Annotated in this window: 10 protein-coding genes; 7 read left to right on the plus strand and 3 right to left on the minus strand. The window is 42.2% G+C overall.

Annotated elements, in window-relative coordinates; translation table 11 throughout:
• Nucleotides 1–53: 53 nt before the first annotated feature.
• Nucleotides 54–1,067 (minus strand): DUF368 domain-containing protein, encoded by a 1,014-nt coding sequence (locus tag AAEY87_RS03685; protein ID WP_350655995.1) that lies wholly within the window; start codon nt 1,065–1,067, stop codon nt 54–56.
• Nucleotides 1,068–1,269: 202 nt separating this feature from the next.
• Nucleotides 1,270–2,490 carry a phosphoserine phosphatase SerB gene (serB, locus tag AAEY87_RS03690; protein WP_350655996.1) on the minus strand — a complete coding sequence of 407 codons (1,221 nt, stop codon included), beginning with the start codon at nt 2,488–2,490 and terminating at the stop codon, nt 1,270–1,272.
• Nucleotides 2,491–2,837: 347 nt separating this feature from the next.
• Between serB and AAEY87_RS03695 the strand changes: the two genes are divergently transcribed.
• From AAEY87_RS03695 to AAEY87_RS03715, 5 genes are all read left to right on the plus strand, one after another.
• A complete protein-coding gene (locus AAEY87_RS03695) occupies nt 2,838–4,376 on the plus strand; it encodes a hypothetical protein (RefSeq protein WP_350655997.1) in 1,539 nt (512 codons plus the stop codon).
• 189 nt (nt 4,377–4,565) lie between these two features.
• The gene (locus AAEY87_RS03700; protein WP_068037886.1) at nt 4,566–4,811 is read left to right on the plus strand and encodes a PA3496 family putative envelope integrity protein; all 246 of its coding nucleotides are present in this window, start codon (nt 4,566–4,568) and stop codon (nt 4,809–4,811) included.
• A 231-nt stretch (nt 4,812–5,042) separates the two neighbouring features.
• Nucleotides 5,043–5,600, plus strand: coding sequence for a UPF0149 family protein (locus tag AAEY87_RS03705; protein WP_068037883.1), 558 nt, complete (start codon nt 5,043–5,045; stop codon nt 5,598–5,600).
• 112 nt (nt 5,601–5,712) lie between these two features.
• A complete protein-coding gene (locus AAEY87_RS03710; protein WP_350656197.1) occupies nt 5,713–6,156 on the plus strand; it encodes a YbjQ family protein in 444 nt (147 codons plus the stop codon).
• Nucleotides 6,157–6,220: 64 nt separating this feature from the next.
• Nucleotides 6,221–6,700 carry a YbjQ family protein gene (locus tag AAEY87_RS03715; protein ID WP_350655998.1) on the plus strand — a complete coding sequence of 160 codons (480 nt, stop codon included), beginning with the start codon at nt 6,221–6,223 and terminating at the stop codon, nt 6,698–6,700.
• Here the strand turns inward: AAEY87_RS03715 and AAEY87_RS03720 are convergent.
• A complete protein-coding gene (locus AAEY87_RS03720; RefSeq protein ID WP_350655999.1) occupies nt 6,697–7,725 on the minus strand; it encodes a formate/nitrite transporter family protein in 1,029 nt (342 codons plus the stop codon). The two genes, AAEY87_RS03715 and AAEY87_RS03720, sit on opposite strands and share 4 nt — an antisense overlap.
• Nucleotides 7,726–8,135: 410 nt before the next feature.
• Here AAEY87_RS03720 and AAEY87_RS03725 point away from each other — a divergent pair, with 410 nt between their 5' ends.
• Nucleotides 8,136–11,081, plus strand: a complete 2,946-nt coding sequence (locus tag AAEY87_RS03725; RefSeq protein WP_350656000.1) for a valine--tRNA ligase — start codon at nt 8,136–8,138, stop codon at nt 11,079–11,081.
• Nucleotides 11,082–11,251: 170 nt separating this feature from the next.
• Entirely contained in the window at nt 11,252–12,859 is a 1,608-nt protein-coding gene (locus AAEY87_RS03730) for a hypothetical protein (RefSeq protein ID WP_350656001.1), read from the plus strand.
• Nucleotide 12,860 lies beyond the last annotated feature (1 nt).

Raw genomic sequence — 12,860 nt, forward strand, 5'->3', positions numbered from 1 at the left:
AAATAATTTTAAAAATACATTTATATCAATAACTTGAATGATAAGCTAATAGGTTATACACGATTGGTACGGTTGCCCCACCAAGATAGCGCCGATACTAAGATTGCACCGAGTAACATCAGCCCTAATGTCGTGAGCCACTGCGCGCCAGCAGGGTATTGCCACGGTGCAACGTTGTTAATGGCATCACTATTGAGTGTACCCAAAGCGTCTACTTTCCACGGCCATACTTTAACTAGTGAGCCCGCGATAAAGCCAGTTAGTAGTGCCAAAGTTGCTTGATAATAGCGTGCCAATAACCACTTGAGCATCCGCGTAAATAATAATAGCCCCGTTGCCATACCTGCCATCAAGGTGATGATGACGCTAAGGTTAAAAGTATGTACCGCTTCTAAAACCGTATCATAAGCACCCATCAACAATAAGATGAATGACCCAGAAATACCCGGTAGAATCATCGCACAAATCGCAATGGCGCCTGCAAAGAATAAATACGGTAAGCTTGGAGTAGTGGTAAGCAGCGGCAGGTTACTAATGACTACCGCTGTCACAATACCAATGATAAATAGCCCTGTGCGCGCTGCATTCCAGCGTTTAATCTCACTCAATAAAATAACGACAGTGGCGACCACTAAACCAAAGAAAAACGACCAGATAAGCAATGGCTGATTGTCTAGTAAGTTCTTGATAAGGCCTGCTAAAGTAGCAAAGCTAGTGGCAATACCTAATAATAAGAATAATAGAAACGTCGCATCGACCTGTCGCCACACGGCAAGTAGACCTTTGATGCCACCATGTTGACGAAATACTTGCCAAAGGCTCGGACCAATGCTACCAAGCGCATTAATAAGCCGCTCATAAATACCTGCAATCAGTGCGATGGTACCACCCGATACGCCAGGTACGATATCAGCTGCGCCCATTGCCATCCCTTTGATATAGACAGCCAGCAACTGCTTTGGATTATCTGCTTTTGAAGGGGCAGCTGCTAGATTTGATAATGAGGCTGCATCGGTCTTCGCGCTTGATGACGGCGTGTCTGGCCGTGGTGATGGTGATGCCGTCATGGACATTCCTTTCTAAAAAAGTAATAAAGATCAGTATTAAGAGATAAGTATGAAAAGACAATCATTAGCTACAAGAATTAAATTAACGGCGTTAAGCTAGATTAAAGCAAATGATACCAATCTAACTCAACATCTAAATAATGTGCTTAGGGCGCACAAAACTCTATGCCTAAAAAGTGCTTAGAGTAGTTATTGTTATTAATTAAGATACAGAGATAAGTGCCGGATAGCCAAGCGCATAGAGAACGCCTTCGAGACCTGTGACATTTACCGCCGCATCAGCGCGAGCTTGTACGATAGATTTGGCATGGTAAGCCACGCCTAAATCGGCGTTGGCCATCATTGGTAAGTCATTTGCCCCATCACCAACACAGACTACTTGTGACATCTCGATACCCATGCGCTCAGCGATATGAGCAACGATAGAGGCCTTTTTAGCCCCATTAACGATAGGCATTTGTACATGACCAGTCACTTCGCCATCTTCGATATCTAAGTTATTAGCATGGACTTCATCGATACCTAACTGCTCAGCGATATAACGGGCAAAGTAAGTGAAGCCACCAGAGACCAGTACTGTGTGATAGCCTAGTGCTTTAAAGGCGCTAACAGTAGTACGAGCGCCTGTTGATAGGGTAAGGCGCGCACAAATCTCATCAAGTACAGTAGTAGGAATGCCTTCTAGTAATGATACCCGCTGAACAAAAGACTCATCGAAATCAATCTCACCGCGCATCGCTGCTTCCGTGATTGTCTCAACTTGCTCACCGATACCCGCAGTCTTTGCTAGCTCAACGATGACCTCTTGTTCGATTAGAGTAGAATCCATATCGAAGCAAACAAGCTTATGAGTACGCAACATATGACCGATAGATAGAATGTGACAATCGACCACATTCATGCTGTCGATACTCAGGCTTTGTGTACCATTATTGCCTTTCGCTAGGTAGTTCTCCGCCAAATCATGACGCAGACGAGTAGTTAGCTGGTCATCAATAATGTGAGCTGCCGCTGTTTTTTTACCAGGATGCATGAGAGTATCGGTAACAGGAACCAATAAGTAGCGGAACACTTGCGCAGGGATAAACGGCTGTTTGGTGCTATTATCAGTGCTGGAGACAGGAACTGTATCAGTAGCCGCTTCCGGTATCGTAATATCTACAAAGCTCGCCTCAGTATCTTCTGCTACTGTTACCAGATGCCAGTTTGGCTGTTCATCAACCCAAGACTGCACGTATTGATGAATATCAAGCGCATGTACACGCGCAGGCAATACTACAATAAGTGCAAATACAGGTAAAGATTGAAGCGTATCAAAGTCTAACAGATTGGTATCTGCAGGCAACAATGCTGCTACAGAATCAACGGCTTGTTGCCATGCTTTGCTGTCTTTTGGTAACGAGTAAGGCGTATTTTTTGGCATGTCTCAATTGTCCCTTGTATGCGCAGTTAAGATTAGGAATAATAACAGTTTTACTGTGTATCGCCTATACATGAAGTGCAAAGTACAACAGTTGAATAATAATGGTATCACCTCTAGTATAATGACCGAACTTTGCAGATAATTAAATGTATACTGGCAGCTAAATCTATGATGACCACTATGATGATATAGTAGATAATATTAACTGGCCAATTGCTCATATCGCGGCTAGTAATACAGTTAGATTAAGTTCGTTTAAATGAGAACAATTAGTAGCATACTCTTCCAAAAAATGAGCAACAGTCTCGTTTTTTTAATTTCCTTTATCCAAAAAAGTTTAACATATCATGACGTATTTAGCGCCGCGGCAAGGGTTGTTTGCCATTATCATTCTAGTCAGTTTTTGTTTACAGACTTTATTGCTGGTAATCAGCACTGATCAGCAGTTGACTAAAAGTCGTGAGCAAAAAGGCGAGCAAATGGTCGCCCAGCTTATCGATGAGGCGCGTCTGTCTTTAGAAAACAAAGACCGCGTGAGTCTGAGTGTCATTGCCAATCGTTATACGAGCGAGCAGGATGTCGCACGAATAGTGATTAAAGATAGCAATGATGAGATTTTGGTGCCAGTAGGTAATGCACCTATGCAGCAAGGCGATACCATTAGCCAGATGGCAACCAAAGGCGATGCGGTTATCGGTAGTGTCGCATTGACCTTAAAAGACATCAGTAAGGGCGAAATTATCGCGATGCAATGGCCGTTCGTTATTGGCTCGCTGATTTTTCATCTGTTCTTATGGCTGCTATATGGCTATGTCGCACGTCCAACCAAAGAGCAAATCAATGCTCTAAGCCGAGATATTCAAGACTTGCATCGTGAGCAATATGTGCAATCTGGTCAATTGAGTTATGGCCGCGCGCCTAATGAAAATTATGCCGAAGAGAGAGACAGTGCTACTGGCTCGAATGATACTTTAAATAGTACCGTTAACAATAATGTGAACAATGACACTGCTACACCTAGTGACGAAACTGGTAAAACCAATAAAGTCAGTGCGGCTGGAATCCATGATGAGCTTAATGCTTATTTAAAATCGCAGCAAACCAATAGCTCTGATAGTCAAACAAGCTCTAGTACCTCAACCGATATGACACAGAGTAGTCGTTCAACTAGCACTGTTAATAGCTCAACTGATGCTCAGGCTAGTGCAGGAATCGATAGTAGTAGTGCCCATAAATTTACTAGTAGTGCCTCAAAATTGTCTGCTAACCGAGCTTTCGATACCGTAAGTGTGCAGATTATGTTTCATGATGAATATGACATGCTAGAGCGTCTTGCGCCTGAAATGCGTATGCCTTATCTCGCGTTATGTACGCAACTGCTAAATCAGGCAATGACTGAGCTACTTAAGCAGCCGCTATTGCTTGGTGTCAGTGTTGTCAATGAGCCACGTTTTGATGAAGTTGGTGCCTGTGCAGTGCTCAAAGCTGATAATAGTCATGCAAAAGCTGCACTGGCTGGTGTCATGTTGGGCAAGTTGTATCTCATGCTCAATAAAATCATTCATGAAAAGCATATTGAGCTATCACGTTTCGCGCTGCCAGCAAAAGCTGGAGTGAGTGATGAGGCGCAAACGCAAGCAATGACGCAGCTATTAAAGAGTGTCGGTAGAAAAGAACAAATGCTGATCTTATTGCCTAATTCTGGGCTTAAGCAAATTGGCAGTCATGTACAAGTGAAGAGTTTAAAGCGTCCGACGACAGTATATGAACGTGAATGCGCTGTCTTTGATGGCGTTAATGATGCCATGATACAACGCTTAGCCACTGTTCGTAATGCAGTGCTGATGACCGGAACTGAAGATGAAGAACAAGAGATAGCCGATTAATTTTATAGCCAACCAATGTCTGTGATTAGATAGTGGGCGACCCTGATAAGTATCTAAAAAAGCGCAACTATAAAGAATAATAAAGTAGTGATATGCGTAAAAAGGATTGACAAGGTGCGACTGAGACTTTATAAGGCATAAGTATATCAATGTATTTTGTATTTATTGCCCAAATAATAGGAGTTAGTCATGAGTGATACTGATATCGATGATGATTTTGATGGTGAGTTTGCCGATGATGATGATGCGAAGATGGTTGAAGAGGCAGAGACCAGTGTACGCACACGTTTAAGTAGCCTTGAAAAACGTCGTTTGATTGATAATTTACTAGAAGAAAAACGTCTTGCCAAAGCACTAAAAGACGAGCTAGACGATTTAGGGGATGACGACGATGATGACTTCGATGCAGATTGGGATGATGACGACGATATTTAAGCCTTTGGTCGGAAGTCAGTTAGCGATTGGGTTATATAATAGGACGTAACAGCTTATCGATACCCAATTATGCTAAGCTAAACTGATGACATTCACTCTATTTTTATGATAATCGTGAATTTTATTTATAGCATTTGATAATGTATTTAATAGATAGGGTGTTAGTAGCTAATCAAGTTGGTTTTCACTATTAGTTATTATGCTATCTATCGACCCAAGGATAAGTACCCCATGAGCAACCAATTAAGCTTCGATGAATTAATGGAATTTTTAGACAACCAAGAGAGCCAGTTTGTGCTCGATAGTGTCGCCACCCATGGTTTTTTGACCGCCACGGTTATCGGACGTCCACTGCCAAACTGGATAGATGCATTGTTTGAAGGTCATGTTAGTGAGCTTCCAGAAAACGTCATCGACGGCATTCATCGCTGGCGCGCCTCTATCATGGCTGAACTGAAAAATGAGACGCCTATTGAGCTGCCTTTTGGTGAAGATGCTGGCAATGAAGAAGTCGCTGTCGACTTTTCAGATGAGTCAGATATCGTCGCTTGGTCGATTGGCTTTGTAGATGCTATGTATGGTGATGAAGCTAGCGACTGGTTTGAATCTGAAGATACTGCTGAAGATGTCGCCGTATTGACCTTACCAATGATTCTGCTCAGCGGTATTGATGATGAAGACCCAGAACTTGCACAGATGCGTGCTGATGAAGACAAGATGGCACAGATGGCAAACAGCATTGAAGGCAATTTGACTGAATTGTTTTTATTGTTCCATACCAATGACTAGATTTGTCCGTAGACAGCATTTATTTATAGATAAATGCTGTCACTGATTTATTTTCATTGATTCATCTTCACTGATTTATACGACAAGTCACTGATAAGGTAATACCATGACTGTGCAACTCTCTAATCTTGAGCACTTGCCTAACTATCAAATCACCGAACGCTTGGATGTGGTATACGGCAGTACTGTGCGCTCAAAGCATGTCGGTAAAGACTTATTTGCCGGACTCAAAAATATCGTTGGCGGCGAACTAACGGCATATACAGAGCTGTTAGAAGAGTCACGCCAAGAAGCGATAGATCGCATGGTTGTCAAGGCGGAAGCATTAGGCGCTGATGCAGTGGTCGGTCTGCGTTTTTCGACCTCTAGCATTGCACAAGGAGCCTCAGAGCTGTTTGTTTATGGTACTGCTGTTAAAGCCGTACGTATGCAACAACAACCTATGTCACCGCAGCCACCGTACAACCCACCCGGTGATTATCAGTCTAATCAACAACAACCAAGCCCAGCGAAAACCCCAGTTGATGAGTTACCACGTTTTAATCCCTTTGGCTAATGATAGTGAACCGACTGCAAAGCTGTTGCGACTTCACATTCGCTTTTAAGATAAGAGACGTGCCATGAATGATTCTATGACTCAAATACTCATTAACTATGGGCCGTTTGTTTTATTATTCGCAGTCGGTTGGTTTTTTGGTATGCGTCATGAACGTCAGCATTTAGCACAGCTGACAGTGGCAGAAAAAGAGCTAGCTCATATTATTGTATCCAGCGAGCGTTTTTATCGAGCCAACCTTGCCGCCAATAGTGAAGGTGAGCTGGTACTGGGTAGCGTCGTTATTGCGCAAGATTATTTCAAAATGGTGATTGCTCGGGTCTTAAGCTTATTTGGCAAAAACCTAACCACCTATGAAACCTTGCTAGATCGTTCGCGCCGTGAAGCCTTAGTGCGTATGCGTACCCAAGCACAAGAAAAAGGCTACAACCACATTTATGGCTTACGTCTAGAAGTCAGTAATATCAATCAGCTGGGTAGTATGGTGGAAGCCATTGCTTACGGCACTGCGGTTATCAGTACCGAAAACCCTAAAACGCGTTAACGCTGCCGTCCATTCATCCGTGCTATTCTGTCATTTTCATCCTCTTTATTTTGCTGCTTTACCTTCGCCACATCGAATAAGAAGGTACGGTTTTTTAATACCGCGACGAACACCACGCCGCCCACTGTATTACCAACTAATACCACCACTAAAAATATCAAATAACGCCATAAACTAACCGTATTACCATATAGTAATGCTGAGAAGACCTCGATGTTGCCAACGATACTGTGATGTAAGCCCAAAAACCCAATGCTACCAGTAATGAGAGTGACCAATACAATGCGGCTAATCGTATCGCGTGCCGAGGTCACAAGCCAAGCTGCAACGCCCATCATCCAGCCTGCCAATACCGCACTACCAAAGATAACCCACCATTTAAACCCCAAAACATGCTCAGCATAAGCATCAATATCGCTGACACTAAACAGATCCATATTCAAGCCCAGACCAATCATCAAGGCGGCAAATATACAACCACCAACGATATTTCCGGCAATGACAATGCTCCATAGACGCAGAAGCTTATGTAGTGGTTCTATCTTGTTTAACACGGGTAGGCTCAACAGTGAGGTCTGCTCAGTGAATAATAGCGACTGACCAATAACCACGATAATAAAGCCTATTGGATAAAGTAGCGAAGCCAACACTATTGCATAGTGACTAGGGATTACTTCGTTAAGTAGCGCAAAAGCAGAAAGAATGACAAATAAACTGATACCAATCTCTAGCCCAGCAGTAAAAGCGCTGGTAAACAATGAGCCAAGCGAGCGATTAAAAGTTTCCTTGGCATCGATGACTTGTTCGACTAGGATACTGGCATAGCTTTTGGGCTCACTAAGATTGCTGTCACTGGCGACTTCCTTGATGGTTTCTTTATCTTCATCACTAAACTCTTTAGGAAAATCTTCGTCCTTTAATTTTTCGATCGCTTGCGTCTCGTTATCTTCTTCGACCTCATCGCTATTATCAAGCTTGTTGCTAGGAGCAGGTTCTTTATCAGGTTTGCTGGTAATGTTAGACATAAGGATAAGCTTATATAAGATTATGAGTGTAGACAGCTTTCCATTTGCAGTGTGCAGAGATGGTGCAGATAGGAATTACGGCAAAGAAAACTCGCCAGTAACATAACCTAAATAAAGCTGAGATGACAAATAACTAAATCAATTTGATCACTAGTGACATATGGAAAAGCATTGCAAGTAAGGAAAAAGCATCAGATGCTAACAAAATTTGCTCATATAAGATAAAATCATCGCACTAACTTTTTATTTACGCACCTGTTCTATTATTATCTATCGTTGGCAGTATTTTTTAACCCTGCTTGCGTTGGTTAATTGTATGAATTCAGCGATAGCTTTGCTTGTGCGTCATATTATAAATATCTATTTAAGCCATTCTATTTAATCCATTTACGTTTTAGTCTGAGAGCCTTATGAGTAATCCTGATAGCAACAATCATTTGACCAAATCTATCCAAGCAGCCTTAAGCCAGTTAGAGAATGCCTATAATCCTGCACAGGTCGAGGCAGGCATGTATCAAGGCTGGGAAGACAGTGGTTATTTTAAGCCGAGCTTTGATAAAGACGAGTCGTTCTCTATTGCTTTGCCGCCACCAAACGTCACTGGCTCGCTGCATATGGGTCATGGCTTTAATAACGCCATTATGGATGCCTTGACGCGTTATCACCGCATGGATGGCGACAATACGCTGTGGCAACCGGGTACGGATCATGCGGGTATTGCTACCCAAATGGTCGTTGAGCGTCGTTTAGAAGCGCAAGGCATCAAGCGCCGTGATATGAAACGTGAAGACTTTATCGATAAAGTGTGGGAATGGAAGGAAGAGTCGGGTGATAATATTACCCGTCAGATTCGTCGGCTTGGCAGCTCGGTGGACTGGTCGCGTGAGCGCTTTACCATGGATGATGGCTTATCCAATGCGGTAAAAGAAGTGTTCGTGCGTCTATTCGATGATGGTCTCATCTATCGCGGTAAGCGTTTGGTCAACTGGGATCCTAAATTCCAAACCGCATTGTCTGATTTAGAAGTAGAAAACCATGATGAAAAAGGTAGCTTGTGGCATTTCCGCTATCATTTCACGGATAAAGACCTAACGACTCAAGATGGTAAAAACTATCTAGTGGTCGCGACCACACGCCCTGAAACTTTGCTTGGCGATACCGCCGTCGCCGTTAACCCAAGTGACGAGCGTTATTCTCATTTAGTCGGCAAAACCATTACCTTGCCAATCACTGGTCGTGTTGTGCCTATCGTTGCTGATGATTATGTCGAAAAAGACTTTGGTACGGGCTGTGTCAAAATCACTCCAGCGCATGATTTTAACGATTATGAGCTAGGTCGTCGCCATAGCTTGCCATTGATTAATATCCTTGATGAGCGTGCCAATATCTTAGCAGCGATGGAAGTCTATCCTGATCTGCAAACGCGTGAGCCGGAGTTAGAGACCACGCCAAGTGAGTATGCAGGACTTGAGCGTTTTGCCGCTCGTAAGTTCCTTGTTGAGCAAGCAGGCGAGCAGGGCTGGCTAGAAGATATCGAAGACTACGCACTCAAAGCCCCACGTGCTGAGCGTGGCGGTACGATCGTTGAGCCGTGGTTGACCGATCAGTGGTATGTCGCTGTGAAAGAATTGGCCAAGCCTGCGATTGACGCGGTAGAAGACGGCAGCATCGAGTTTGTCCCTGCGCAGTACAAAAATATGTATATGTCGTGGATGACCGATCTGCAAGATTGGTGTATCAGCCGTCAGTTGTGGTGGGGACATCGTATCCCTGCATGGTATGACGATGCGACGGGTGAAATCTATGTCGCCCGTGACGAAGCCGAAGTTCGTAGCAAGTACAGTCTCAGCGATGATATCGTATTGCGCCAAGATAATGACGTGCTCGATACGTGGTTCAGTTCTGGTCTATGGACGTTTAGTACGCTTGACTGGGCAGACGTCAACGCCGATCCACGCGTGATGGACACCTTTCACCCAACCAGCGTGTTGGTGACAGGTTTTGACATTATCTTCTTTTGGGTGGCTCGCATGATCATGATGACCATGCACTTCGTGAAAAACGAAGACGGCACGCCGCAAGTACCATTTAAGACCGTTTATGTGCATGGTCTGGTGCGTGATGGTAATGGTCAAAAAATGTCAAAATCAAAAGGTAACGTCTTAGATCCGATTGATCTAATCGACGGTATTGATCTGGAAGCGCTGGTAGAAAAACGCACCAGCAATATGATGAATCCAAAAGACGCGGCCAAAATCGAAAAGCAAACGCGTAAAGAGTTCCCAGAAGGTATCCCGGCCTTTGGTACGGATGCACTGCGCTTTACCTTTACCTCATTGGCCAGTACCGGTCGCGATATTAACTTTGATCTAAAGCGTGTCGAGGGCTATCGTAACTTCTGTAATAAAATCTGGAACGCCAGCCGTTTTGTCCTCATGAACTGTGTCGATGGCGAAGGCAGTGCCAAGCCTATCGACCAAGCGGCAAACCCTGACGTTTGGGAATTACCAGAAAAATGGATCATGAGTCGTCTGAACTCTACCGTTGCCGATATCCATCAGCATTTCGCTCAGTATCGTCTTGATATGGTCAGCCAAGATATCTATGAGTTTATCTGGAACGAGTATTGTGATTGGTACGTTGAGCTTGCCAAAGCCAGTCTAAATGATGACTCGGTATCGGACGAACGCAAAGCGCAAATCCGTTATGTACTGTTGCACGTGCTAGAGACGGCGCTACGCTTTAGCCATCCAATCATGCCGTATCTGACTGAGCAAATCTGGCAGACGGTCGCACCGCTACTGAATCGAAAAGATACCGACAGCATCGTGGTCGCTGACTATCCAAAAACGGATGACGCACAAATCAGTGAGCAGGTTGAGGCGGATATGGCGTGGCTACAGGAGCTCATCGCTAGCGTCCGTAATATCCGTGGTGAGATGAAACTGGGTAATGCCGTACGTCTGCCGGTGCTACTACAAAATATCTCTGCTGACGAAGATGCGCGTCTGTCACGTATCAAAAACCAGTTCAAAGCGCTTGCCAAAGTAGAGAGCTTAGAGATCGTCAAAGAAGGTGATGAAGTGCCACTGTCATCATCAAGTATGGTCGGTCAGCTACGTGTACTCGTACCGATGAAAGGTCTGATTGATCCAACGGCTGAGCTGGCGCGTTTAGGTAAGTCATATGATAAGTTGAAAGGTCAATCTGAAGGCATCGCGCGTAAGCTCGGTAATGAAGGCTTTGTGAGTAAAGCGCCTGTAGAAGTGGTCGATGCTGAGAAGGCGAAACTGGCTGAGTTAGAAGGGCAGTTGACCGCGATGACGGCGCAGATGGAGCAGTTAAAAGCGTTGTAAATAAAGCGTAAATATCTATAGTAATAAAAAACGCTGTCACAATTGTGATGGCGTTTTTTTATCGCTCGATTAGTGTCTAAATTTTTTGTTTCTGTGATATAAATGACAACTAGCGAAATTAGAATAGTTTACTGACTCACTAGTAGTAAATAATGAGAGAGTTTTAAGACATGACATGTGCTTTTCAAGGTTGTACGAATAATAAATTTGCACCTCATGAAGAATGTGCTCTTCATTGTGTAAAAAGCAACTATCAAAATGATAGGAGAAGAGGTGTTTTACCTGAGTTTTACAAGCTGCTAAGTATGTATATAGCTAACTTTATAGATTCAACAGCAACGCCAATGTTTCGCACAAATTCTGGGCATATACTACCTCTGCCAAAATCCGATCCTAACTTTGAAATAAAAATCTCTCAGAGAATTCAAAATGAAAATCTAAATGAGGAAGAAATTAGAAAGCTAATTAGTAAAAGAAATGTAAACGAATCGATTGTTCTACGTAACATCTTTTTCCCTGATAGAAAGAGCAAAGACAGTTTTGATTATTTCAAACTGTTGAAGTCTTTTATTGGAATTCACTTGCTTGACTGTCATTTATATATAGGTGATTGGCAGCTAGAAGATGTAAGTTTTTTCTTTCAAGGTTGTATGTTTTATAATCAGTTTGATATAACTCCAGTTAGAATGTTGAGTAATGATACGAATTGCTTATTTTCTGAATGTGATTTTAAGGATAAGGTAAGAGTATCACCTACTGAAATGAATAGTGTTTTTGAAGATAGTTTGTTCTCAGGTTGTTCGTTTAAAAATGACCTTGTCATAGAAAGGTTAATATTTCGGAAAGAAGTAATAAGTTATACTGATAATAATCAATCAAAGTTATTTGCTATTGAGATTTCAAAATGTATTTTTGAAGATAAAATTAAAATTAATAATATGAACTTAGCTTGCTTAAGTGTTGAGGATACAGAGTTTCAATCTAAATTAGAAGTTAAAGAGACTACAACCCAAGTGTTTATTTTCAAAAACTCTAATGTCAGTAAAGTTTTTGATTTATTTGGAAGTAGTTTTATAAAGGCAGAGTTTAGTAAGAGTATTTTCAATGACTTTGCTGGGTTTGAAGATGTACAGTTTGGTAGCGAACAAGAGAAAGGTAATAAAGAATTCCTGACTATTTTTAAGTATGTTACATTCATGGATTTTTCTAGCTTTAGGGGCTCTAAATTCAATTCTGGATTAGATTTTTCAAAGACAAACTTGAAAGATAAACCTAATTTCCTTGGTGTATATGTCGACTCCAAAAATACGAAGCGTGAGACATTTAGAATTATAAAAAACTCATTTGATGACGCGGGTAATAACATCGAAGAAAATAAGTTCTTTGTTGAGGAGATGAAAGCTTATAGGAAAGAGTTAAAAGCCAACGGTGGGAGTTGGTTTGAAAGGTTTATATTATTCTGTAATAGATGGATATCAAATTTTGGCAGCAGTTACATAATGCCAATTGGTTGGTTAATAGTTAGCATTTTGATATTTTCAGAAATAATTGAATGGCATAGTTCTTTTTTCAATGAAACTGAAAATACATATTTTTGGCATTCTAATTTCGATTACATATCCATTAAGGCCAACAATTTTGCAAAAAACTTCTTACCCTTTAGTAGGTTTCTTACAGGTAAAAGTGGTATAGAGTTTGTGAGTCTATTGTTTTATATATGGTTTGCAGTTTTGATATGGCAAACAATCGTAGCAGTCAAAAGACATACTCAACGTTAAG

Source organism: Psychrobacter sp. S1-30-MNA-CIBAN-0213 (genome assembly GCF_040309845.1).
GTDB lineage: Bacteria > Pseudomonadota > Gammaproteobacteria > Pseudomonadales > Moraxellaceae > Psychrobacter.

What these genes read in the sequence shown, in the direction of transcription:
- AAEY87_RS03715 (WP_350655998.1), top strand. Translation starts at nt 6,221, where the DNA reads ATGAATGATTCTATGACTCAAATACTCATTAACTATGGGCCGTTTGTT.
- AAEY87_RS03695 (WP_350655997.1), top strand. Translation starts at nt 2,838, where the DNA reads ATGACGTATTTAGCGCCGCGGCAAGGGTTGTTTGCCATTATCATTCTA.
- AAEY87_RS03705 (WP_068037883.1), top strand. Translation starts at nt 5,043, where the DNA reads ATGAGCAACCAATTAAGCTTCGATGAATTAATGGAATTTTTAGACAAC.
- AAEY87_RS03700 (WP_068037886.1), top strand. Translation starts at nt 4,566, where the DNA reads ATGAGTGATACTGATATCGATGATGATTTTGATGGTGAGTTTGCCGAT.
- AAEY87_RS03730 (WP_350656001.1), top strand. Translation starts at nt 11,252, where the DNA reads ATGACATGTGCTTTTCAAGGTTGTACGAATAATAAATTTGCACCTCAT.
- AAEY87_RS03725 (WP_350656000.1), top strand. Translation starts at nt 8,136, where the DNA reads ATGAGTAATCCTGATAGCAACAATCATTTGACCAAATCTATCCAAGCA.
- AAEY87_RS03685 (WP_350655995.1), bottom strand. Translation starts at nt 1,067, where the DNA reads ATGACGGCATCACCATCACCACGGCCAGACACGCCGTCATCAAGCGCG.
- AAEY87_RS03720 (WP_350655999.1), bottom strand. Translation starts at nt 7,725, where the DNA reads ATGTCTAACATTACCAGCAAACCTGATAAAGAACCTGCTCCTAGCAAC.
- serB (WP_350655996.1), bottom strand. Translation starts at nt 2,490, where the DNA reads ATGCCAAAAAATACGCCTTACTCGTTACCAAAAGACAGCAAAGCATGG.